The sequence below is a fragment of the Kribbella sp. NPDC026611 genome (assembly GCF_040638345.1).
Taxonomy (GTDB): Bacteria; Actinomycetota; Actinomycetes; order Propionibacteriales; family Kribbellaceae; genus Kribbella.
In genome coordinates this window covers 58895-80451 of record NZ_JBEZYC010000013.1, presented here as the reverse complement: position 1 = coordinate 80451, position 21557 = coordinate 58895, and the positions used below count along the sequence as shown (strand labels likewise).

Here is a 21557-nt window from a genome sequence, read left to right as displayed (position 1 = left end):
GACTCACCGTGAGCGCGGACGGGCGCTCGGTGAAAACTATGCTCAACTCACAGCGAGTTCAACCCTTGTTGTCTCGAACTTCGGTCCTTTCGTTATCGCGGCGTGTCGTCGCGGCCCGTGATCGGCCCATTTCCAGCGGCATCCGTGGTCACGCCATCACCTGGTGTGACATGAGTCACTTGATCGACCACGCACCGAGTACGGCGGCCAGCAGCCCGAATCCGAGGTTGAGGGCAACGTTCAGCAACGCCTTCGCGACGTGTCCGGACCTGGCCAGGGCCGTCGTCTCGGCCGCGAACGTGCTGTACGTCGTGAACGCGCCGCAGAATCCGACGCCGGCCAGCAAAGCGATCGTGTGATTGCCGACGCCGGTCAGCACGCCGAGCAGGAAACTGCCCAGAACGTTGACGGTGAAGGTGCCCCAGGGCAGCGGCGTCTCGATCCGGGCGCTGAGCAACAACCGCGCGACCATGTGCTTGTCCACCAGGAATCGCAGCGGTGCGCCGGCCGCGGCGCCGATCGCGACCCAGAGGACGGTCATCGCCGGCGACCGCCGGACATCCCGCCCAGCCACTCGCCGATCGTTGCCGCGACCAACGCTGCGGCGACCGTGCCGAAGTAGTAGACGAATGCAAGGAACGTCTGCACGTGCAGCAACTTCTGGGTATCGACGGCGAACGTCGAGAATGTCGTGAAGCCGCCGAGGATGCCGGTCCCGAGGAACGGGCGCAGCAACGGGTGCGACCGCGGGGTGAGGCGCGCGAACAGGATGCCGATCGCCAGACAGCCCAGGACGTTCGTGACGAACGTTGCCCAGGGAAAGCTTGCCGGCCCGTGCGGAATCGCCTCAGCGAGCCCGTAGCGGGCCAGTGAGCCGGTCACGCCGCCGAGGGCGACGACACCGAGGATCCGGGGAAGGCCAGGGTCAGACACTGTTCGGATCGTAGCGGTAGTACTCGTGCGCGCCGTGGGCCGTCGCCTGCTCTCCGGTCAGGGCCCGGATCACCATCGCGTGGGTGACCGCGAGGACCGGTCCGTCGGTGCTCGCGGCATGCCGCGCGAGCGCCGCTTGGGCGCGTTCGCGGACCTGCGACAGCGGCTCCCAGGGACGCTGGATGCCCTCCGGCCACTCCCCGTCGTACGTCTCGAGCTCATCCTTGGCGGCGCGTACGTCGGTTACGCTCCGCCACCGTCCGGTCTGGTCCGGAAGCCAGTCGCGGAGGTCGTAGTCGACCCGGACACCGAGCGCGAGCCGGTGCCCGATGATCGCCGCGCTGTGCAGCGCCCGGGTGAGCGGGGAGCTGACCAGGTAGGTCGCGCGGATGCCGCCGAGCAGGTCGGCAAGCTCCTCGGCCTGCTTGCGGCCGAGGGCGGTGAGTGGGGCGGAGTCGGCGGCCATCCCGGGGAGGCCCCGGGAATCGATCGGTTCGTAGTCCGGCTCACCGTGCCGGACCAGGTAGATCTGCGTCACAGCCATGTTCTACCGGAGATGCCGCGCCCCCGCCCATCCACGGTTGTGGCTGGGCGGCGCCGGTTCGGTCAGGGAGGTCGGCGGCCGGACCTGGTGCAGCTCGTCGAACAGGTCGCCCGGGGTCTTCGCCCTCGGTGCATCAATCTTGGGTGCTTCGATCTTGGGCGCTTCGATCCAGCGCACCTCGGTCGCGCCCTGGTGGCCGTGCACGGCCAGCACGGACTCCAGGTTGGGCCAGACCGCGGTCGCCGGGTTGTCCCCACGCCACCGCAACGCCACCGAGCCGTCGGTGAACTCGCACCCCTCCGCGACCACTCCCGTCCCCGACACCCCACTCGGATCCCGGTACCGAACCAGCTCAAAGGTCCGCGGCCTCACCACCTGCAGCACTTCCCGTCGTCTAGTCCCCGTCTTGCAGCCCTCAACGAGCCCGGACCACCGACGGTTACTGATCGAGTGCTATCGTCAACCTCGTGAAGCGCAGCTATTGGCGATTTTTTGAGTGGCCGGCTCTGGTGCCGGGTTGCTGAGCTGATTGCTGACGCCTGACCGTAGACACCACAGCCGGCCCGAAGCCAAGGACAGTCGTCCTTGGCTTTTCTCGTTCTCAGCCGGTTGCCTGCGACCTTTCGCGGTGGTCCGGCGGAAAGGTCCCAGGAATGAACACCCTCCCGAAGCAGCAGGAGAGTCCCAGCTCCGTCGTCGATCGGCGGATCGAGAAGACCGTCCCGTTGCTCACCCCGCAGGCGCTGCACGACGAGTTCCCGCTCGGCGACGAACTGTCCCGAACCGTGGCCACCGGCCGGCAGGCGGTGGCCGACGTACTCGACGGCACCGACGACCGCCTCCTGGTCGTCGTCGGCCCGTGCTCGGTGCACGACGCGAAGGCCGCGCTGGAGTACGCCGAGCGCCTCCGCCCGGTCGCCGAGCGGCTGTCCGACGGCCTGCTCGTGGTGATGCGGGTGTACTTCGAGAAGCCGCGCTCGACGCTCGGCTGGAAGGGCCTGATCAACGACCCGGGACTGGACGGTTCCGGCGACGTGAACCGCGGGCTGCGGATCGCTCGACAGCTGCTCGTTCAGGTGACCGGGCTCGGGCTGCCGGTCGGTTGCGAGTTCCTCGACCCGATCACCCCGCAGTACATCGCCGACACCGTCGGCTGGGGTGCGATCGGCGCCCGGACCGTGGAGAGTCAGGTGCATCGGCAGCTCGCGTCCGGCCTGTCGATGCCGATCGGGATGAAGAACCGCCCGGACGGCTCGATCGCCACTGCGGTCGACGCGATCAAGGCCGCCGCCGTACCGCACGTCTTCACCGGGATCGACCACGACGGCGCCTCGGCGATCCTGCACACCCGCGGCAATCCGGACTGTCACCTGGTACTGCGTGGCTCCGACAGCGGACCGAACTACGACACCGAGTCGGTCGCCGGCGCGGTGGAGCTGCTCCGCAAGGCCGGACTGCCGGAGCGGGTCGTCGTCGACGCCAGTCACGGCAACAGCCGGAAGGACCACAAGCGGCAGCCGATCGTGGCCGGCGAGATTGGTGCCCAGGTCGCGGCCGGCAACCGGGCGATCGTCGGCGTGATGCTGGAGTCGTTCCTGCAGGCGGGCCGCCAGGACCTCGACCCGACCCGGGAGCTGACCTACGGACAGTCGATCACCGACGCGTGCCTGGGCTGGGACACGACGGTCGACGTACTCGAGGACCTGCGCGACGCGGCGATCGCCCGCCGGGGATAGCTGTTCACCTGAAGGTCTCGCGACGGCTACAGGACCCTCCTAAGGTCCGGACCATGACTGAGATCTCCCGGCGTCTGGTGCTCGGTTCGGCGGTGGGTGGGGCGGCGGTCTCGCTGCTCCCGCCCTCGCTGCACACCGCGATGGCGCAACCTGTGCGGCGTGGTGGTCTGCGCGCGATCGAGCACGTGATCGTGCTGATGCAGGAGAACCGCTCGTTCGACCATTACTACGGGATGCTCCGCGGCGTCCGTGGGTACGGCGACCGCCAGCCGCTGCGGCTGCGCAACGGCAAGAGCATCTTCCACCAGCCCGTCAAGGCCGGTGGCGAAGTGCTGCCGTTCTCGGTGCGCAAGGCGGCCACGGACGCGGGCCGCAAGCCCGACGACATCCAGTACCTCGGCGCGCTGGCCCACGGCTTCGGCGACGCCACCCAGGCCTGGGCGGGCGGCTGGAACGACGACTGGGTCCAGGCCAAGACCGCGGCCACAATGACCCACTACGAGCGCCGCGACATCCCGCTGCAGTACGAGCTCGCTGAGACGTTCACGATCTGCGACGCGTACCACTGCTCGGTGAACGGCTCCACCAACCCGAACCGGAACTACCTGTGGTCCGGCACCACCGGCTACGAGCCCGGTACGACGCAGCGCGCGGTGACGAACGCGGCGTACGACTACAACCACGCCGGCTACGACTGGACGGCGTACCCGGAGCGGCTCGAGCAGGCCGGTGTCTCCTGGCAGATCTACCAGGAGTGGGACAACTTCACCGACAACGCGGTCGAGTACTTCAAGACCTTCAAGGACATCGGGCACAGGATCCTCGCCGGCGTGCCGGGCGGCTACCGGACCACTGAGGAGTTCTACGACAAGATCTTCGCCAAGACCGAGGCCGAGCGGGCTGAGGCGCTGCAGCAGCTGGACGCGGCGGTCGCGAAGCTCTCTGAGGCCGACCAGAAGCTCTTCCGCAAGGCTATGTACCGGTCCGAGCCCGAGTCGCTCGTGCCGCGGCTGAAGGCGGACATCGAGGCCGGCGCGCTGCCGCAGGTGAGCTGGCTCGTCCCGTCGGCGGTCGACTCCGAGCACCCCGGTTCGTCCACGCCGGTCGGCAGCGCGAACCTGATCTACGACGTCCTGGACGCGATCGCCTCCGACCCGGAGACCTGGTCGAAGACCGTGCTGCTGATCAACTTCGACGAGAACGACGGGTACTTCGACCACGTGCCGCCGCCGGTCGCGCCGAAGCCGGCGTCCGGCGAGGGCGACGACTGGTACGCCGGCCGTCCGATCGGGCTCGGCCCGCGGGTACCGATGACGGTCGTGTCGCCGTGGTCGGTCGGCGGGCACGTGAACTCGCAGGTGTTCGACCACACCTCGGTGATCCGCTTCCTCGAGCTCTGGACCGGCGTCCACGAGCCGAACATCAGCACCTGGCGACGGACCGCCTGCGGTGACCTCACCACGGCCTTCGACTTCGACCGCGGCTACCGCCGGCCGAACGTCGACCACCCCGGCCCGGTCCCGGCCCCGATCGACCGCTGGCACCCGGCTCCGCCGGCCGACCAGGCCGTCCCGGTCCAGGAGCCCGGCCGCCGGCCCGCCCGCGCAATCCCTTACCAGCAGTCGGTCTCAGCGCATGTTGCCGACGGCGACTTAATGCTGGCCCTGGGCAACGAAGGCGCGGAATCGGTCCACTTCGCTGTCTACTCGTACAGCGGCGAGCTCCCCGCGCCGGTCCACGTGGACGTCCGCCGCACGTCCATCCAGAAGGTACCCGTGAACGGCCCGTTCGAGATCGCAGTCCAGGGCCCGAACCGCCTCTGGGCCGAGGTGGCCGGTTCGTCGGACGGCGCCGCAGCGTCCCTCGACGTCCGCCTCGACACCCACCACAGCCGACTCGAACTGGTCAACGGCTCTCGCAAGCCGCTGACCGTGAAGCTCAAGTCCCGCGGCTACACCAGCAGGACCACCACGCTCGAGCTGCGCGGCAAGCAGTCCAAGACGATCACCTGGCCGACCGACCACGGCTGGTACGACGTAGAGGTCACCACCCTCGAAGACACGACGTACCGCCGCCGCCTGGCCGGCCACCTGGAGAACGGCAGGCCCAGCATCACGGGGTGATACACCTACGGTGGACACATGACCGACTACGACGAAGAGAACCGTGGCCAGTTCCACTTCTCCAGTCGCCGCGGCTGGATGAACGACATCAACGCACCCGTGTACTACCGCGGCGTCTACCACCTGTACTTCCAGCACGCCCCGAACAGCCTGGTGTGGGACACCATGCACTGGGGGCACGCCACCAGCACCGACCTCGTGCACTGGCAGCAGCAACCCAACGCGCTCGACCCCGCTGTCCATCCGGGCGACCTGTGGTCCGGGGGCGGGGTCGTCGACACCGCGAACGCGAGCGGGCTCAAGAACGGTGACGACGACCCGATCATCGTCTACTCAGGAACGAACGGCGTGACCGTCTTCTACAGTCTCGACGGCGGCACCACGTTCTCGACGTACGCCGACGGCCGCAAGGTGGTCACGCCCGGCGGTACCAGCCGCGACCCGAAGGTGTTCTGGGACCCGGTCTCGGAGACGTGGGGGATGGTCGTCTGGTCCGACGAGGGCGGCAACGGCGTCGATTTCAGTGTCTCCACCAACCTGCTCGACTGGACCTTCGCAACCCGCTTCACGGCGGACTGGCTCTTCGAGTGCCCGAACTTCATCCGGATGCCCCTCGGCGACGACCACCACTGGGTCCTGCACGCGGCCAGCGGCAAGTACGTCGTCGGCGACTGGGACGGTACGACGTTCCGCACGGACTGGACCGGGCCGGAGCGGATCAACCAGACCGAGACCTTCGCCGGTGCCGGCTACTACGCGGGCCTGACCTTCGAGAACGTCCCGGACGGCCGGATCGTCTCGATGGCGTGGCAGGGCGAGAACAAGGGCTCGGTCTGGACCGGCAACGCGTCCTTCCCGGTCGACTTCACCCTGCACGACACCCCGGACGGCCTCCGCGTCTTCAGCACCCCGATCCCGGAGATCGCGCTGCTGCGCACCAGCTCCGAGACCTTGGAAAACCGCACCGTCGAGGACGGCACCCAGCAGCTGGCAGCCGGCGACACCTACGAACTGGAGGCAACGATCGATGTCCGGGAGGCGACGCGGTTCACCCTGAGAATCGGACGCGACCTGGTGTACGACGTGGCGGCCGGGATGCTGGAGGACGCCAAGTTCCCGCCGGTCGATGGGAAGCTCGAGCTCCGCCTGCTCGTCGACCGAGATCAGCTGGACGTGTTCGGGAACGACGGCGCGATCTACCAGAGCTACAACCTTCGTCCCACCGAGCTGGAGCTGGTCGCCGAGGGGCGCGTGCACGTCGACACGCTCACCGTCCACCAGCTCGGTTCTATCTGGCGATAGCCGCCGTCCGCGCGTTCGTCACCGCGAGCAGATCCGCGGGGGAGAGGCCGATGTCGAAGCCGCGGCGGCCGCCGGAGACGTAGACGGTCGGGTGGTCGATGGCGGTGCTGTCGACCACCGTCGGCAGCGCGCGCTTCTGGCCGATCGGGCTGATGCCGCCGACGACGTACCCGGTGGTGCGCTCGGCGGCGGCCGGGTCGGCCATCACCGCCTTCTTGCCGCCGGCCGCGGCCGCGATCGCCTTCAGGTCGAGCTGCTTGCCGACCGGTACGACGCCGACCGTGAGCTTCCCGTCGACCTCGACGAGCAGGGTCTTGAACACCTGCTCCGGATCGAGCCCGAGCGCCTCGGCCGCCTCCAGCCCGTACGACTTCGCCGCCGGGTCGTGCTCGTACGCGTGCGTACTGAACTCGACCTGCGCCTTCGTCAACGCAACGGTCGCCGGAGTCCCCAGCGCCTTATTCTTCGCCACCCGGCGAGCTTACGAGACGCACACAGCACCCCGTCGCCTGCGGGTCCAGCTGCGCCTGCATGCCAGTCTCGCCAACGGTCTCGAGCAGGCCGGTCAGCAGGTTGAGGTTCATGCCGCACACGAGCCGCGGGTACTCGGCGGCCAGTCGCCGGAACGGGCAGTTCGCGAGCGCGATCGCGTCGCCGTCCGGCCGGGGTTCGAACCCGTGCGCCTCGAGGACCTCGGTGAGGTCGGTGCCGGTCCGTCCGAGCGTCTCGCCGTACGCACGGGCACGCCGGTTCACCGCCTCGCGGGGCAAGATCGCCTCGTCCTCGGCGTCCTGGATCGCGGCGGCGAGGAGGTGGCCGGCGACGGCGTACTGGCGTTCGGGGAGGGTGATCTCGATCTCACGGTCGGAGCGGTGGTAGAGCTTCGCGGGACGGCCCGCGCCCGGTCCGGTGCGGCCGGTACGGCGCTCGTAGCAGGTGTCGAGCAGGCCCTCTTCGGTCAGCTTGTCCAGGTGGAACGCGGCCGTCGTCCGTGCGAGGCCGAGCGCGCTCGCGGCCTCGTCGCGGCTGACCGGCGCCGGGCGGCCGACGACGTACTCGTAGAGCCGGCGCCGGGTCGGCTCCTCCAGGGCGGCGACCGCCTGGACCCGGACATCCCACGAGTTGTTCACGGAATGATTCTATCGACAACATCGGTTGGTCTAACAGTATGATGGCAATTCGTTGAATCTTCAGGGAGTGATCCGATGGCGATCTCGGCCGATCTCGAGCCCGTCCCTCTGCACATCGTCGCGCGGCGTGCGGAGATCGATCTGCCGGCGGCGCAACGCGCGGTCGCGGACCTGCTGACCGCGCTCGGGCGGGACCCCGAGAGCGCGCACCTGGCGGACACCCCGCGCCGGGTGGCGAAGGCGTACGCGGAGATGCTCACTCCCCGCGAGTTCGAGCTGACCACGTTCCCCAACGACGAGGGGTACGACGAGCTCGTCCTGGCGAAGGACATCCCGGTCCAGTCGCTGTGCGAGCACCACCTGCTGCCGTTCGAGGGCGTCGCGCACGTCGGCTACCTGCCGGGCGACCGCATCCTCGGGCTCTCGAAGCTGGCTCGGGTGGTGGAGCTGTTCGCGCGCGACTTCCAGGTGCAGGAGCGGCTGACCAAGCAGGTCGCCGACTGGTTGCAGGACCACCTGCAACCGAAGGGCGTCGGCGTCGTGATCGAGGCCGAACATCAGTGCATGTCGCTGCGCGGTGTCCGCGCGGTGGGGTCGAAGACGGTGACGTCGTCGCTGCAGGGGATCCTGCGGGACAGCCCGAGCTCGCGGCAGGAATTCTTCGCGCTGACCGGCCTCACCCCGTAGGTCGGGCGGCCAACGGAAGCAGGTTGGGAAGCAGGTTGGACTGTCGCTGCGCTGATCAGGCGGAGGCGACGGCCGGCGGGTGGTGATGGGTTCGACGGCCGGTGGCGAGGATGTGCGCCACCTCGCCGGGCAGGAGGTCCGTGCCGGGGACCGTTTCCATCTCGGAGACGTCCAGCCAGCGCACGACGGTGGCGCCGCAGTGGCCGTGGACGGCGAGGATGGAGTCGAGGTCCGGCCAGACGGCCGTCGAGGGGTTCGGTCCGTGCCAGCGGAGGGCGACCGAGCCGTCGGTGAAGACGCAGCCTTCCGCGACGACGCCGGTTCCGGACACCCCGCTGATGTCGGTGTAACGGACGAGTTCGAACGTTTGGGGTCTCACCGGCGGCACCCCAGCTGGCGTGAAATTTCTGCCATGATCCTTTCCCCGTAGTGGCGTGGATGGGCGCTCGCCACGGACCGGGGACAAGTACCGACTGTCAGCGGGGAAGGACGGTCTGTAGCGACTCAACTTCTCAACACAAGCTAGATCCAAACCGCCCGGACGCGCCAGAGGTCCGACCGCGTGTCTCAAGCCTCGGTTCCGCTGAAACGCTTACGTCCGGACATATTCGGTGCGGAAGTGAGCGCCTGCCGTGATCGAATACAGCGGTGTTCCTGACCCTTGGTACCGATCTGTCCGGACTGGCCGCACCCGCGAGCGATTTCGGGTTTCTGTTGCACAAGAACCCGGCCCGACCGCAGGCGATCGATGTCACCGGTGGATCGGCGCATGTCTTCTACCCCGAGGCGACCGACGAGCGCTGCACGGCGGCCGTGATGCTGGAGATCGACCCCATCGGCCTGGTCAAGGCGAGCCGCGGAAAAGCCGCCGAAGGATTCACCCTCGGGCAATACGTGAACGACCGCCCGTACGCCGCGTCCAGCCTGCTCGCGGTCGCGCTCGGCAAGCTTTTCCGGACGGCGATGAACGGCCGCTGCGACGCCCGCCCGGAATTGGCCGCCACCGCCATTCCGCTCGACATTCACGTCCCCGCGCTTCCGTGCCGTGGCGGTGCGGACTTCGTTGCCCGCCTGTTCGAGCCGCTCGGTTGGACCGTCGACGCGCAGCCGGTCCCGCTCGACCCGGAGATCCCGGAGTGGGGTGCTTCGCGGTACGTCGACCTTCGTCTGACCGGCGTACTGCGGCTGGCCGACGCGCTCAACCATTTGTACGTGATGCTCCCGGTGCTCGACGACGCCAAGCACTACTGGGTCGGCTTGGACGAGGTCGACAAACTTGTCCGGGCCGGCGAGGGCTGGCTGGCCGCACACCCCGAGAAGGACCTGATCTCGCACCGCTACCTCGCCCACCGGCGGTACCTGACTGATGCGGCGCTGGAGCGACTCACCGAGGCGGACGGTGCCGAGCTCGCGGAGGAGCCGCCGGAGGATTCGGTCTCGCTCGCGGTCGAGCGCCGGACGACGGTCGCCGACGTACTGCGAGAGCTCGGCGCGCGCTGGATCGCCGACATCGGCTGTGGCGAGGGCGCGCTCGTGGGTGAGCTGCTCAAGGACCCGATGATCGGCGAGCTGATCGCGACCGACGTGTCCGCTCGGGCGCTGATCGCGGCCAAACGCCGGCTGCACTACGACGACCTGCCCGACCGGCAGCGGGAGCGGCTGCGCTTCCTGCAGTCGTCCGTGACGTACGCCGACCAGCGACTGGCCGGCCTGGACGCGGTCGTGCTGATGGAGGTCGTTGAGCACGTCGACCCGCCCCGCCTGCCCGCGCTGGCCGACTCGGTCTTCCGGGCGGCGCGCCCCGGAGCGGTCGTGATGACCACGCCGAACCGCGAGTACAACGTCCGCTTCGACTCCCTGCCGGCCGGCGAGTTCCGCCACCCCGACCACCGCTTCGAGTGGACCCGCACCGAGTTCCAGACCTGGGCCCGCTCGGTGGCTGCCCGCTACCAGTACGCCGTTGAGTTCCGCGCCGTCGGTGCGGTGGATCCCGAAGTAGGTCCGCCCACTCAGCTGGCGCTGTTCAGGGTGGAGGAGGCCCGATGATCGCCATTCCGAACCTGTGTCTGGTCGTGCTGGTCGGTGCGAGTGGATCGGGGAAGTCGACCTTCGCCGCCAAGCATTTCAAGTCCACCGAGGTGATCTCCAGCGACTTCTGCCGCGGCCTCGTCTCCGACGACGAGAACGACCAGGCCGCGACGAAGGACGCCTTCGAGGTGCTCAACTTCATCGCCGGCAAACGCCTGGCCGCCGGCCGCCTCACGGTCATCGACGCCACCAACGTCCAGCCCGACGCGCGCAAGGAGCTCGTCAACCTGGCCCGGGAGTACGACGTACTCCCGGTCGCGATCGTTCTCGACCCGCCGGAGCGCGTCTGCATCGAGCGCACCGAACAGCGCGCCGACCGGACCTTCGGCGCCAAGGTGATCACCCGGCAGCGCTCGCAGCTCAAGCGCGGCCTGCGCAGCCTGAAACGCGAGGGCTTCCGGACCGTCCACGTGCTGACCGACGTCGCGGAGATCGACGCCGTCAGCATCGAACGCACCCGGCTCTACAACGATCTGACCGATCGGACCGGCCCGTTCGACATCGTCGGCGACGTCCACGGCTGCCGCCCGGAGCTCGAGCAGCTGCTCGCCGACCTCGGCTACACGCTCACCCGGGACGACCTCGGCCGCCCGATCGACGCCGTACACCCGGAACGTCAGGCTGTCTTCGTCGGCGACCTCGTCGACCGCGGTCCGGACTCGCCCGGCGTGCTCCGGCTGGTGATGGGGATGGTGGCCGCCGGCCACGCGTACTGCGTCCCGGGCAACCACGAGGACAAACTCCTCCGCGCGCTCCGGGGCAAGAACGTGAAGATCAGCCACGGCCTGGAGACGACTCTCGAGCAGCTCGCGACGGAGTCGCAGGAGTTCCGCGACCAGGTCGAAGCCTTCATCGACGGACTGATCTCGCACTACGTCTTCGACGGCGGCAAGCTGGTCGTCTCGCACGCCGGCCTGGTCGAGCGGATGCACGGCCGGACCTCCGGCCGGGTGCGCTCGTTCTGCCTGTACGGCGAGACGACGGGGGAGACGGACGAGTTCGGGCTGCCGGTCCGCTACCCGTGGGCGAACGACTACCGCGGCCGCGCGATGGTCGTCTACGGCCACACGCCGACGCCCGAACCGGAGTGGATCAACAACACGATCTGCCTCGACACCGGCGTCGTGTTCGGCGGCGCGCTCACCGCGCTGCGGTACCCGGAGCGCGAGCTGATCCAGGTCCAGGCGGCCAAGGAGTACTACCCGCCGGCCAAGCCGTTGCACGTGGCAACGGCTCCGGAGCGGGAGCCGGACGTGCTCGAGCTGACCGACGTGACCGGCCGGCGCGTGATCGAGACCGCGACCCACGGCCGGCTGAGCGTCCGCGCCGAGCAGGCGGGTGCGGCGCTGGAGGTGATGAGCCGGTTCGCGATCGATCCGCGGTTCCTGCTGTACCTGCCGCCGACGATGAGCCCGGTGTCGACCTCCGACGTACCGGGGTTGCTCGAGCACCCGCAGGAGGCGTTCGAGACGTACCGCGGGCAGGGCGTGACCGAGCTGGTGTGCGAGGAGAAGCACATGGGTTCGCGGGCGGTCGTGCTGCTGACGCGGGACGACGACGTGGCGGAGAAACGGTTCGGTCTTGCCGGTCGCGGCTCGATCCACACGCGGACCGGCCGCTCGTTCTTCGACGCCGCGCTGACCGATGAGCTACTGGCGCGGCTGCGTTCGGTCGTCGAGACGGCCGGCATCTTCGCCGAGCTGAACACGTCCTGGCTGCTGCTCGATGCGGAGCTGCTGCCGTGGAGCGCGAAGGCCGGGGACCTGCTGCGCAACCAGTACGCCGCCGTCGGCGCCGCCGCTCGTACATCGTTGCCCGAAGCAACCGATGCGCTGCGATCGGCTGTCGCTGCCGGGCTTGACGTAGGCGAGTTGCTCGCGGCAACCGAGCGTCGTACGACGAATGCGGAGCGGTTCACGGAGGCTTATCGGAGGTATTGCTGGCCCACAGACGGGCTGGACGGGATCCGGATTGCGCCGTTCCAGGTGCTGGCGTCCGAGGGTGCGACGTACCAGGAGCGACCGCACGCCTGGCACCTGGCGCTCGCGGATCGAATGGTTGCTGACGGCCCCGGACTGGTCACGCCGACGCGGCGGTTGTTCGTCGATGCCGGTAATTGGGCGGACGGGATCGCGTGGTGGGAGGAGCTGACGGGGGCCGGCGGCGAGGGGATGGTCGTGAAGCCGGCGGTCAACCTCACCCGGACTGCGAAGGGCCTGGCGCAGCCGGGGCTGAAGGTCCGTGGGCAGGAGTATCTGCGGCTGATTTACGGGCCGGACTACACCGAGCCGGCCAACTTCGCGCGGCTGCGGGACCGGAACCTCGGGCACAAGCGGTCGCTCGCTCTCCGCGAGTACGCGCTCGGCCTCGAGTCGCTGGATCGGGCGGCTCGGGGTGAGCCGCTGTGGCGGATCCATGAGTGCGTCTTCGCCGTCCTGGCGCTGGAATCGGAGCCCGTCGACCCCCGTCTGTGAACTCCGCTGTGAGCCTCGCTGGGATCTCCGCCGTGATCTCCGCGCGGTAAACGTTCGCCGTAATCCCTTGGCAAGGTGTGACATTGCACCTTAAGGTCTGTGCAATGTCACACGGCACAGCGCTGCGCATCGAGCTGACCGGTGGGCTGCTGCACGGCTGGCAGCAGCGGAACCGGGCGGCGACGATCCCGCATGCCATCGGCGAGCTTCGCAAAGCCGGGAACCTGGAGAACCTGCGCCGGCTGGCCGACGCGACGGTCGGCCCGTACCGCGGGCGGTACCCGTTCCTGGACACGGACCTCTACAAGACGCTCGAGGGCCTCGCGTACGAGGTCGGTCGCGAGGACGCACCGGCCGGAGCGCGCGAGTTCTACGACGAGGTCGTCGAGCTGCTCGGTCGGGCCCAGGCCGGGGACGGCTACCTGAACTCGTACTTCCAGGACCCGGACCAGCCGAAACAGCCCTGGTCCGACCTCGGTTGGGGCCACGAGCTCTACAACCTCGGCCACCTGATCCAGGCCGCTGTCGCGGCCCGGCGCCGGCTGGGCGACGACCGGCTGCTGACGGTCGCGCGCAAATTCGCCGACCTCGTGGTCGCGAAGTACGGCGAGCACGGGGCCGAGGTGATCGACGGTCATCCCGAGGTCGAGATGGCGCTGGTCGAGCTTTATCGTGAAACCGGTGAGCAGGACTACCTGACCCAGGCCCGGCTGTTCGTCGAGCGCCGGGGGCGCGGCAAGCTCGAGCACACGATCTTCCCTGGCGAGTACTTCCAGGATCACGTCCCCTTCCGCGACCTGCCGTCGGTCACCGGGCACGCCGTCCGGATGGCGTACCTCGCGGCCGGCGTGACGGACGTGTATCTGGAGACCGGCGACGCGACGCTGCTGGCCGCGCTCGAGCGGCTGTGGGACGACATGGTCGCGACCAAGCTCTACCTCACCGGTGGACTCGGCAGCCGGCACTCCGACGAGGCGATCGGCGACCGCTACGAGCTGCCGTCTGAGCGGGCGTACGCCGAGACCTGCGCGGCGATCGGGACCATGCAGTGGGCGTGGCGGATGTTCCAGGCGACCGGCGGGTCGAAGTACCTCGATGTGTACGAGACCGTGCTCTACAACGCCTATGCCGTCGGGCTGTCGGCGGACGGTACGGCGTTCTTCTACGACAACCCGTTGCAGCGGCGGCCGGACCACTCGCAGCGCTCCGGGATGGAGGACGGTGGCGAGCTGCTCCGGCGGGCGTGGTTCGGCTGCCCGTGCTGCCCGCCGAACATCATCCGCTGGATGTCTCAACTGCAGGACCAGGTGGCGGCTGTTCGCGATGGGGTGTTGTACGTCGGGGTTTATGCGGACGCACGCGTTACTTCCGGGGATCTCAAGCTCGACATCACCACTGACTATCCGTGGGACGGGGAGATCACGCTCACCGTCGAGGAAGCCCCCGACGAGGAACGAACCATCGCTTTGAGGGTCCCGCAGTGGTGCCCCAGTGCTGAGCTGGAAGAGCAGAGCGCGGGGCGTCGGGGGGTGGGGCCGGGGTGGGTTGTGGTGCGGCGGAGGTTTGTGGTGGGGGATGTGGTGCGGTTGACGTTGCCGATGGCGCCGCGGGCTCATGGGGCGCATCCGTATCTGGATGCGGCCCGGGCGGGGATCGCGGTTGCCCGGGGGCCGTTGGTTTATTGCGTTGAGCAACAAGATGTGGAAGCGCCGGTGGACGACCTGTTGCTGTCGCCGGGGGCGGTACACCGGGCGGTCGTGCGCCGGCGGGGCGACCATCTCGTGCTCGAGTTGACGGTCGGTGTGGCCGAGGCTCCGGCGACCGAGCTCTACCCGGTGCTGACCGAAACGACCGAGCCGACTAGGGAGACCGCTGCATGCACCGTGCCGGCAACCTTCGGCCCGTACTTCCTCTGGGGAAACCGTCAGGCCCTGGCCATGCGTGTGTGGCTGCGAACCGAAAGAGACTGCTGATGAAGAGAACTTCCCTGCTCGTGGCGCTCGCGGCAACCGCCGCGCTCACCCTCAGCGCCTGCGGTGGCGGCGCCTCCGGAGCCAAAGGTGAGTCCGCCGGCCCCGGAGCCAAGGCCGCGCGAGGCGGCACCCTCCAGATCCTCGCGAACGCCTCGTTCTCGCACCTCGACCCGGCCCGTGGCTTCGACGGCGGCGTGAACAACTTCTACCGGCTGATCTACCGCACGCTCACCACCCAGGGCGCCGCGCCCGGTGCCGAGGGCACCAAGATCGTGCCGGACCTGGCCACCGACACCGGCAAGCCGTCCGACGGCGGCAAGACCTGGACCTTCACGCTGAAGGACGGCCTGTTCTTCGAGACCGGTGCGCCGATCACGAGTGCCGACGTGAAGTGGGGTGTCTCCCGTGCGTGGGACCCGGAGCTCGGCATCGGCTCGCCGTACGCGAAGCAGTTGATCGAGGCGCCTGCGTCGTACCAGGGCCCGTACAAGTCAGGTGCCCTGGCAACGATCGAGACGCCGGACGCGAAGACGATCGTGTTCCACCTGAAGAAGCCGTTCGCCGACTTCGGCAGTGTGGTTGCCCAGAGCACCTTCACGCCGGTGCCGAAGGGGCAGAGCGCCGGCAACCAGCTGGACGCCAAGCCGATCGCCTCCGGCCCGTACAAGGTTGCCGCCTACAAGCCGGGCGCATCGCTCGAGCTGGTTCGCAACGACAAGTGGGACAAGAAGACCGACGACGTCCGGACGGCGAACCCGGACAAGTTCCACTGGACCTTCGGCCTCGACCCGGCAACGATCGACGAGCGGATGATCGCCGGGCAGGGCGCCGACGCCGACGCGATCGCCGGCACTGTTCAGGCCGCCAGCGTGGCCCGGATCCAGGCGCCGCAGCTCAAGCAGCGGACGATGACCGGCATCAACGGCTGTACGACGTACCTGGGCCTGAACACCACGAAGAAGCCGCTGAACGACGTCAAGGTCCGGCAGGCGATCAACCTCGCGATCAACAAGCAGACCGTGCGGGACGCGGACGGCGGGTCCGCGCTGGCCGAGATCGGGACCAGCATCCAGCCGCCGACGGTGGCCGGCCGGGTGGACTACGACCCGTACCCGAGCCCGGACCACAAGGGTGACCCCGACGGCGCCCGCAAGCTGCTCACCGCGGCGGGCGTCGCGGCCGGCTTCACGATGACGCTCGATACCCGGGCGGACCCGAAGATGCAGGCAATGGCGGTCGCGATGCAGCAGGCGCTCGAGCCGCTCAAGATCACCGTCAAGATCAACACCATCGACACCGCGACGTACTACGAGGTGATCGGGACGACGTCGCAGCAGCACGACGCCGCGATCACCGGCTGGTGCCCGGACTGGCCGTCCGGCCAGACCTTCCTACCGCCGCTGTTCGACGGCCGCAACATCACCCCGAAGGGCAACACCAACCTGTCGCAGCTGAACGACCCGGCGGTGAACGCGAAGATCACCGAGATCGCCGCGATGACCGACGTGACCGCCGCGAACAAGGCGTACGGCGACCTGGACAAGCAGATCATGGCGCTCGCGCCGGTCGTCCCGCTGCTGTACGAGAAGGTCCTGCTGCTGGTCGGCAGCAACGTCGGTGGCGCCTACCTGCACGACGGGTTCTCGGGCGGGATCGACCTGGTGTCGGTCGGCCTCAAGGACCCCTCGAAGTGACCACCAGCCCCACACTGGCCGAGATCGAGGAGGTGGGTTCGCCGGCACCGGCCGGCGGCCCGCCCGCCTCGGGCCGGCGGATCCTGACCACGATCGTCCGGGACAAGGGCGCGCTCGCCTGCCTGGTGTTCCTGGCGATCGTGGTGCTGATGGCGGTCGCCGCGCCGCTGATCGTGAAGCTCAGCGGGTGGGGGCCGTACCAGTTCGACTCGGCCGCGATCGACTCCGGCCTCGGCGGCGTACCGCGCGGGGCGCTCGGCGGGATCAGCGGCTCGCACTGGTTCGGCGTCGAGCCGCAGAACGGCCGCGACCTGTTCGCGCGGGTCGTGTACGGCGCACGGGTGTCGATCACGATCTCGCTGTCGGCGACGGTGCTGACCGGGATCCTCGGCGTCGTGCTCGGCATGCTGGCCGGGTTCTACCGCGGCTGGGTGGATCAGGTGATCTCGCGGCTGATGGACTTCCTGATGGCGTTTCCCGCGCTGATCTTCATGATCGCGATCCTGTCCTCGCTGCCGTCCGGGAATCGGCCGGCGCTGCTGGTGCTGGTGATCAGCGTGTTCGGCTGGCCCTACCTGGCCCGGGTGATCCGCGGGCAGACGATGACCCTGGCCAACCGCGAGTTCGTCGAGGCGGCGCGGGCGTCCGGGGCGACGGACACCCAGGTGGTGTTTCGGGAGATCCTGCCGAACCTGCGCGGCTCGATCGTGGTGATGACGACGCTGGCGATCCCGGGCTTCATCGGGACCGAGGCCGGCCTGTCGTTCCTCGGCGTCGGTGTCTCGCCGCCGACCGCGTCCTGGGGCCAGATGATCTCGAGCTCGGTGAGCTGGTACTCCGTCGATCCGATGTTCTTCGCGATCCCGGGCACGTTCCTGTTCCTCACCGTCCTGTCCCTGACCGTCCTCGGCGACAAGATCCGCACACTCATCGACCAGGGGGAGGCGGCGTGACGCGGTACGTCCTCGGCCGGCTCGGTAGCGTCGTACTCATCCTGCTGGCCGTCTGTCTGTTCACCTACCTGATCTTCTTCAAGCTCTCGCCGGATCCCGCGGTGATGATCTGCGGCAAGACCTGTACGCCGGACCGGATCACCTCGATCCGTGACGTGCTCGGGCTGAACCAGCCGATCCTGACCCAGTTCTGGGAGTTCCTGCACGGCATCTTCGCGGGTCGTCAGTACGGCTCGGTGCACTGCCCTGCACCCTGCCTCGGGTACAGCTTCCAGACGAATGAGTCGGTGTGGAGCATGATCACCGCGCGGCTCCCGGTGAGCGTCACGGTCGCTGTCGGTGCCGCCGTACTCTGGCTGCTCGCCGGTGTGATCGGCGGTCTGGTCAGTGCGGTCAAGCAGGGCACCTGGTGGGACCGTACGGCGATGGCGCTCGCGCTCGGCGGGGTCAGCGTGCCGAACTACGTACTCGCGCTGGTCCTGCAGTACGTGCTCGTGGTGAAGCTGCAGGTGCTGCCGTTCCCCTCAGCGGTGCCGTTCGGCGACAACCCGGTGCTGTGGTTCGAGTCGTACCTGATGCCGTGGGTCGTACTGGCGGTCGGCTACGCCTGCCTGTACGCGCGGCTGACCCGGAGCAATGTGATCGACACGTTGTCCGAAAACTACTACCGGACCGCACGGGCCAAGGGACTGAGCGGTGCGCTGATCATGCGCCGGCATGCGCTCCGGCCGGCGCTGACGCCGATCACCACGATCTTCGGGATGGACTTCGCCGGCCTGCTCGGCGGCGCGCTGATCACCGAGACCGTCTTCGGGCTGAACGGCATCGGCAAGCTGGCCGCCGACTCGATCGCCAAGAACGACCAGCCGGTGATCATGGCAGTGACCCTGCTGGCCGCCTTCTTCGTTGTCGTCGGCAACGTCGTGGTCGACCTGCTCTACACCGCGCTGGACCCGCGAGTGCGGGTGGTGTCGTCATGAGCGAGGACCTGTTCGTGGTCGAAGACCTCACGGTCACGCTGCCGACCGGTCGCGGTCCGGTCGACGTGGTGAAGAACGTGTCGTTCACGGTCGGCCGGGACGACACGCTCGGGATCGTCGGCGAGTCCGGGTCGGGCAAGTCGATGACAGCCCTCGCCGTCCTCGGGCTGCTGCCGCGTGGCGCGCAGACGTCCGGCAGCGTCCGGCTGGACGGGACGGAGTTGCTCGGGCGATCGGACCGGGAGCTGCGGCCGGTGCGCGGCGACGCGATCTCGATGGTGTTCCAGGACCCGTTGTCGTCGCTGAATCCCTACTACACCGTGGGTCTGCAGATCGAGGAGATGTACCGGACGCACCGCGGCGGCTCGCGGCGGGCGGCCCGGCAGGTGGCGATCGAGGCGCTCGAGCGGGTCCGGATCCCCGACCCGGGCCGGCGGGTCGACCACTACCCGCACCAGTTCTCCGGTGGCCAGCGGCAACGGGTGATGATCGCGATGGCATTGTGCTGCGCGCCGTCGCTGCTGATCGCGGACGAACCGACGACCGCGCTCGACGTCACCGTACAGGCGCAGATCCTGGAGCTGCTGGCCGAACTGCAGTCCACGACCGGAACCGGGCTGATCTTCATCACCCACGACCTCGCGGTGATCAGCTCGATCGCCCGGCGGGTGCTGGTGATGCGGTCCGGCGAACAGGTCGAGTACGGGACCGCCGAGCAGGTGTTCTCGGACCCGCGGCACGACTACACGCGGATGCTGCTGGACGCCGTACCGCGGATCGACGACGAGGTGGCCCGATGACGTTGCTGACGGTGCGCGGGGTGACCAAGGAGTTCGTCACCCGCGGCGAAGGGGCGATGGCGCGCAGGTCGACGTTCACGGCCGTGGACGACGTGAGCTTCGACGTCGAGCTCGGCGAGACGCTCGCGATCGTGGGGGAGTCGGGTAGCGGGAAGTCGACGACCGCGCGGATCGCGGCCCGCCTGCTCGAGCCGACCCGCGGCAGCGTCGTCTTCGACGGCCAGGATGTGACCCGGGCGCGCGGGAAGGACCTCGCGCGGTTCCGGAACGACGTCCAGGTGGTATTCCAGGACCCGTTCTCGTCGCTGAACCCGCGGTACCCGGTCGAGCGGATCATCACCGCGCCGCTGACCTACCAGGGCATCACCCCGCCGAACGGGCGGCGGGCGTTCGCGCAGGAGCTGATGGCGCGGGTCGGGCTGAACCCGGACCAGTTCCGGCGGTACCCGGCGCAGTTCTCCGGCGGGCAGGCGCAGCGGATCGGGATCGCTCGGGCGCTGGCGGTGAACCCGAAGCTGGTGATCTGCGACGAGGCGGTCTCGGCGCTGGACGTGTCGATCCAGGCCCAGGTGCTGGAGCTGCTGATGCGGCTGCAACGGGAGAGCGGCTTCAGCTATGTGTTCATCGCGCACGACCTGGCCGTGGTCCGTCAGATCTCTCAGCGGGTGGCAGTGATGAACCGGGGGAGGATCGTCGAGCTGGGCTCCCGGGAACAGGTGTTCGGCGACCCTCAGCACGACTACACGAAGACGCTGCTGGCCGCCGTACCGCGGATCAATCCCGAGTGGGACGCCCGACGCAGGAGGCGCGATGGTTGAGTACACGATTCCCCGGATGCACGTCCGGGAGCACACCGTTTCGGTGCCCCTCGACTGGTCGGACCCGGGTGCGTCGATCACAGTGTTCGCCCGCGAGCTGGTGGATCCGGTGCGCAAGGACGAGGGCCTTCCCTGCCTGCTGTTCCTGCAAGGTGGGCCGGGCGGGAAGGGGCCGCGGCCGATCAAGCTGGAGGGGTGGATCAAGCAGGCGCTGAAGGCGTACCGCATCGTGCTGATGGACCAGCGCGGGACCGGGCGGAGTACGCCGGTCACCAGGCGGAAGCTGGCGTCGATGTCGGCCGAGGAGGGCGCCGACTACCTGGCCTGCTTCCGAGCGGACTCGATCGTCGCCGACGCCGAGCACCTGCGGACGGCGGTCTTCGGCGGCAAGCGCTGGTCGACGCTCGGACAGAGCTACGGCGGATTCCTGACGCTCACCTACCTGTCGAAGGCGCCGGCCGGTTTGAGCGCCTGCTACGTGACAGGTGGGCTGGCCTCGATCGATCCGTCGGCGGCCGAGGTGTACCGGCGGACCTATCCGCGGGTCGCGGCGAAGAACCGCGAGTTCTACCGGCGCTACCCGCACAACGTGGAGCGGGTCGGCCGGATCGCGGACCGGCTCGCGGCCGACGACGTACGACTCCCCGACGGTGACCGGTTGACGGTACGGCGGTTGCAGTCGCTGGGCATCGACTTCGGGATGAAGCCGGGGTACGAACGAATCCACTGGCTGCTCGACGAGGCCTTCGACGGCGACGAGCTGTCCGATGTCTTCCTCGGCCAGGTTCTCGGATCGTCGTCGTACCTCGGCAACCCGCTGTTCGCGGGGCTGCAGGAGAGCATCTACGCCTCGGGCGAGGGCGTCACCGGCTGGGCGGCCGAGACCGAGCGGGCCCGGCACCCCGAGTTCGCCGAGGACACGCGGCCGCTGCTGTTCACCGGCGAGATGATGTATCCGTGGATGTTCGCGGAGATCCGCGGACTCCGGCCGTTCCAGGGCGCGGTCGAGGTGCTCGCGCAGCGGACGCAGTGGTCCGAGCTGTACGACCTGGAGCGGCTCGCGGCGAACGACGTACCGGTGGCCGCCGCGGTGTACTTCGACGACATGTACGTCGACTCCGGGCTGCAGCTGGACACCGCGAACCGGGTCGGGAACCTGCAGGCGTGGGTGACGAACGAGTACGAGCACGACGGCCTCGGGTCGGACCGGGTGTTCGAGCGGCTGACCGAGCTGGTCGCGTCCGTCGGGGGTGGCCTCCGGGATCTGTGACGACCCGTGGTCGACAATAGGCCGACAACAGCCCGAGACCCCCAGGGAGGTG

Annotated in this window: 20 protein-coding genes; 13 read left to right on the top strand and 7 right to left on the bottom strand. The window is 68.8% G+C overall.

The window, feature by feature from the left end; genetic code table 11:
* Nucleotides 1-175: 175 nt before the first annotated feature.
* The 4 genes from crcB (AB0E69_RS37575) to AB0E69_RS37560 are packed head-to-tail and all read right to left on the bottom strand — an operon-like array spanning nt 176 to nt 1861.
* Complete coding sequence (gene crcB, locus AB0E69_RS37575) at nt 176-574, bottom strand: fluoride efflux transporter CrcB (RefSeq protein ID WP_360157875.1); 399 nt, start codon at nt 572-574, stop codon at nt 176-178.
* Entirely contained in the window at nt 538-933 is a 396-nt protein-coding gene (gene crcB / locus AB0E69_RS37570; RefSeq protein WP_360157872.1) for a fluoride efflux transporter CrcB, read from the bottom strand. The genes crcB (AB0E69_RS37575) and crcB (AB0E69_RS37570) overlap by 37 nt, the downstream gene beginning before the upstream one ends.
* The gene (locus AB0E69_RS37565) at nt 926-1471 is read right to left on the bottom strand and encodes a histidine phosphatase family protein (RefSeq protein ID WP_360157869.1); all 546 of its coding nucleotides are present in this window, start codon (nt 1469-1471) and stop codon (nt 926-928) included. Before AB0E69_RS37565 ends, crcB (AB0E69_RS37570) begins: the two co-directional genes overlap by 8 nt.
* A 9-nt stretch (nt 1472-1480) precedes the next feature.
* The gene (locus AB0E69_RS37560; RefSeq protein ID WP_360157866.1) at nt 1481-1861 is read right to left on the bottom strand and encodes a hypothetical protein; all 381 of its coding nucleotides are present in this window, start codon (nt 1859-1861) and stop codon (nt 1481-1483) included.
* Between the two features lie 269 nt (nt 1862-2130).
* Between AB0E69_RS37560 and AB0E69_RS37555 the strand changes: the two genes are divergently transcribed.
* Genes AB0E69_RS37555 through AB0E69_RS37545 form a run of 3 tightly spaced genes read left to right on the top strand, consistent with a single transcriptional unit; the run spans nt 2131 to nt 6638 of the window.
* Nucleotides 2131-3213 carry a 3-deoxy-7-phosphoheptulonate synthase gene (locus AB0E69_RS37555; protein ID WP_360157863.1) on the top strand — a complete coding sequence of 361 codons (1083 nt, stop codon included), beginning with the start codon at nt 2131-2133 and terminating at the stop codon, nt 3211-3213.
* Nucleotides 3214-3266: 53 nt separating this feature from the next.
* A complete protein-coding gene (locus AB0E69_RS37550) occupies nt 3267-5336 on the top strand; it encodes a phosphocholine-specific phospholipase C (RefSeq protein WP_360157860.1) in 2070 nt (689 codons plus the stop codon).
* Between the two features lie 18 nt (nt 5337-5354).
* Complete coding sequence (locus tag AB0E69_RS37545) at nt 5355-6638, top strand: glycoside hydrolase family 32 protein (RefSeq protein WP_360157857.1); 1284 nt, start codon at nt 5355-5357, stop codon at nt 6636-6638.
* On the opposite strand, the gene ybaK is transcribed toward AB0E69_RS37545, so the two are convergent.
* Both ybaK and AB0E69_RS37535 read right to left on the bottom strand, forming a co-directional pair.
* On the bottom strand, nt 6625-7110 hold the full coding sequence (gene ybaK, locus AB0E69_RS37540; protein ID WP_360157854.1) for a Cys-tRNA(Pro) deacylase: 486 nt from the start codon (nt 7108-7110) through the stop codon (nt 6625-6627). The two genes, AB0E69_RS37545 and ybaK, sit on opposite strands and share 14 nt — an antisense overlap.
* Complete coding sequence (locus AB0E69_RS37535) at nt 7097-7768, bottom strand: helix-turn-helix domain-containing protein (protein WP_360157851.1); 672 nt, start codon at nt 7766-7768, stop codon at nt 7097-7099. The genes ybaK and AB0E69_RS37535 overlap by 14 nt, the downstream gene beginning before the upstream one ends.
* Before the next feature lie 75 nt (nt 7769-7843).
* On the opposite strand from AB0E69_RS37535, the gene folE reads away from it, so the two are divergent.
* Entirely contained in the window at nt 7844-8455 is a 612-nt protein-coding gene (folE, locus tag AB0E69_RS37530; protein ID WP_360157848.1) for a GTP cyclohydrolase I FolE, read from the top strand.
* A gap of 55 nt (nt 8456-8510) precedes the next feature.
* On the opposite strand, the gene AB0E69_RS37525 is transcribed toward folE, so the two are convergent.
* A complete protein-coding gene (locus tag AB0E69_RS37525) occupies nt 8511-8834 on the bottom strand; it encodes a hypothetical protein (protein ID WP_360157845.1) in 324 nt (107 codons plus the stop codon).
* A 269-nt stretch (nt 8835-9103) separates the two neighbouring features.
* On the opposite strand from AB0E69_RS37525, the gene AB0E69_RS37520 reads away from it, so the two are divergent.
* From AB0E69_RS37520 to AB0E69_RS37480, 9 genes are all read left to right on the top strand, one after another.
* Nucleotides 9104-10501, top strand: a complete 1398-nt coding sequence (locus AB0E69_RS37520) for a 3' terminal RNA ribose 2'-O-methyltransferase Hen1 (protein ID WP_360157842.1) — start codon at nt 9104-9106, stop codon at nt 10499-10501.
* A complete protein-coding gene (locus AB0E69_RS37515; RefSeq protein WP_360157839.1) occupies nt 10498-13017 on the top strand; it encodes a polynucleotide kinase-phosphatase in 2520 nt (839 codons plus the stop codon). Before AB0E69_RS37520 ends, AB0E69_RS37515 begins: the two co-directional genes overlap by 4 nt.
* Before the next feature lie 104 nt (nt 13018-13121).
* Nucleotides 13122-14990: a beta-L-arabinofuranosidase domain-containing protein gene (locus tag AB0E69_RS37510; protein WP_360157836.1), complete on the top strand. Its 1869-nt coding sequence runs from the start codon at nt 13122-13124 to the stop codon at nt 14988-14990.
* Entirely contained in the window at nt 14990-16684 is a 1695-nt protein-coding gene (locus AB0E69_RS37505; RefSeq protein WP_360157832.1) for an ABC transporter substrate-binding protein, read from the top strand. Before AB0E69_RS37510 ends, AB0E69_RS37505 begins: the two co-directional genes overlap by 1 nt.
* Nucleotides 16681-17637, top strand: a complete 957-nt coding sequence (locus tag AB0E69_RS37500) for an ABC transporter permease (RefSeq protein ID WP_360157829.1) — start codon at nt 16681-16683, stop codon at nt 17635-17637. The genes AB0E69_RS37505 and AB0E69_RS37500 overlap by 4 nt, the downstream gene beginning before the upstream one ends.
* Nucleotides 17634-18617: an ABC transporter permease gene (locus AB0E69_RS37495; RefSeq protein ID WP_360157826.1), complete on the top strand. Its 984-nt coding sequence runs from the start codon at nt 17634-17636 to the stop codon at nt 18615-18617. The genes AB0E69_RS37500 and AB0E69_RS37495 overlap by 4 nt, the downstream gene beginning before the upstream one ends.
* Nucleotides 18614-19417, top strand: a complete 804-nt coding sequence (locus AB0E69_RS37490) for an ABC transporter ATP-binding protein (protein WP_360157823.1) — start codon at nt 18614-18616, stop codon at nt 19415-19417. The genes AB0E69_RS37495 and AB0E69_RS37490 overlap by 4 nt, the downstream gene beginning before the upstream one ends.
* Complete coding sequence (locus tag AB0E69_RS37485; protein WP_360157820.1) at nt 19414-20235, top strand: ATP-binding cassette domain-containing protein; 822 nt, start codon at nt 19414-19416, stop codon at nt 20233-20235. Before AB0E69_RS37490 ends, AB0E69_RS37485 begins: the two co-directional genes overlap by 4 nt.
* The gene (locus tag AB0E69_RS37480; protein WP_360157817.1) at nt 20228-21505 is read left to right on the top strand and encodes an alpha/beta fold hydrolase; all 1278 of its coding nucleotides are present in this window, start codon (nt 20228-20230) and stop codon (nt 21503-21505) included. The genes AB0E69_RS37485 and AB0E69_RS37480 overlap by 8 nt, the downstream gene beginning before the upstream one ends.
* Nucleotides 21506-21557 lie beyond the last annotated feature (52 nt).

Bases quoted from the DNA above. Each gene is read 5' to 3' on its own strand.
- AB0E69_RS37550 (WP_360157860.1), top strand. From the start codon at position 3,267: ATGACTGAGATCTCCCGGCGTCTGGTGCTCGGTTCGGCGGTGGGTGGG.
- folE (WP_360157848.1), top strand. From the start codon at position 7,844: ATGGCGATCTCGGCCGATCTCGAGCCCGTCCCTCTGCACATCGTCGCG.
- AB0E69_RS37490 (WP_360157823.1), top strand. From the start codon at position 18,614: ATGAGCGAGGACCTGTTCGTGGTCGAAGACCTCACGGTCACGCTGCCG.
- AB0E69_RS37510 (WP_360157836.1), top strand. From the start codon at position 13,122: ATGTCACACGGCACAGCGCTGCGCATCGAGCTGACCGGTGGGCTGCTG.
- AB0E69_RS37480 (WP_360157817.1), top strand. From the start codon at position 20,228: ATGGTTGAGTACACGATTCCCCGGATGCACGTCCGGGAGCACACCGTT.
- AB0E69_RS37505 (WP_360157832.1), top strand. From the start codon at position 14,990: ATGAAGAGAACTTCCCTGCTCGTGGCGCTCGCGGCAACCGCCGCGCTC.
- AB0E69_RS37545 (WP_360157857.1), top strand. From the start codon at position 5,355: ATGACCGACTACGACGAAGAGAACCGTGGCCAGTTCCACTTCTCCAGT.
- AB0E69_RS37555 (WP_360157863.1), top strand. From the start codon at position 2,131: ATGAACACCCTCCCGAAGCAGCAGGAGAGTCCCAGCTCCGTCGTCGAT.
- AB0E69_RS37485 (WP_360157820.1), top strand. From the start codon at position 19,414: ATGACGTTGCTGACGGTGCGCGGGGTGACCAAGGAGTTCGTCACCCGC.
- AB0E69_RS37515 (WP_360157839.1), top strand. From the start codon at position 10,498: ATGATCGCCATTCCGAACCTGTGTCTGGTCGTGCTGGTCGGTGCGAGT.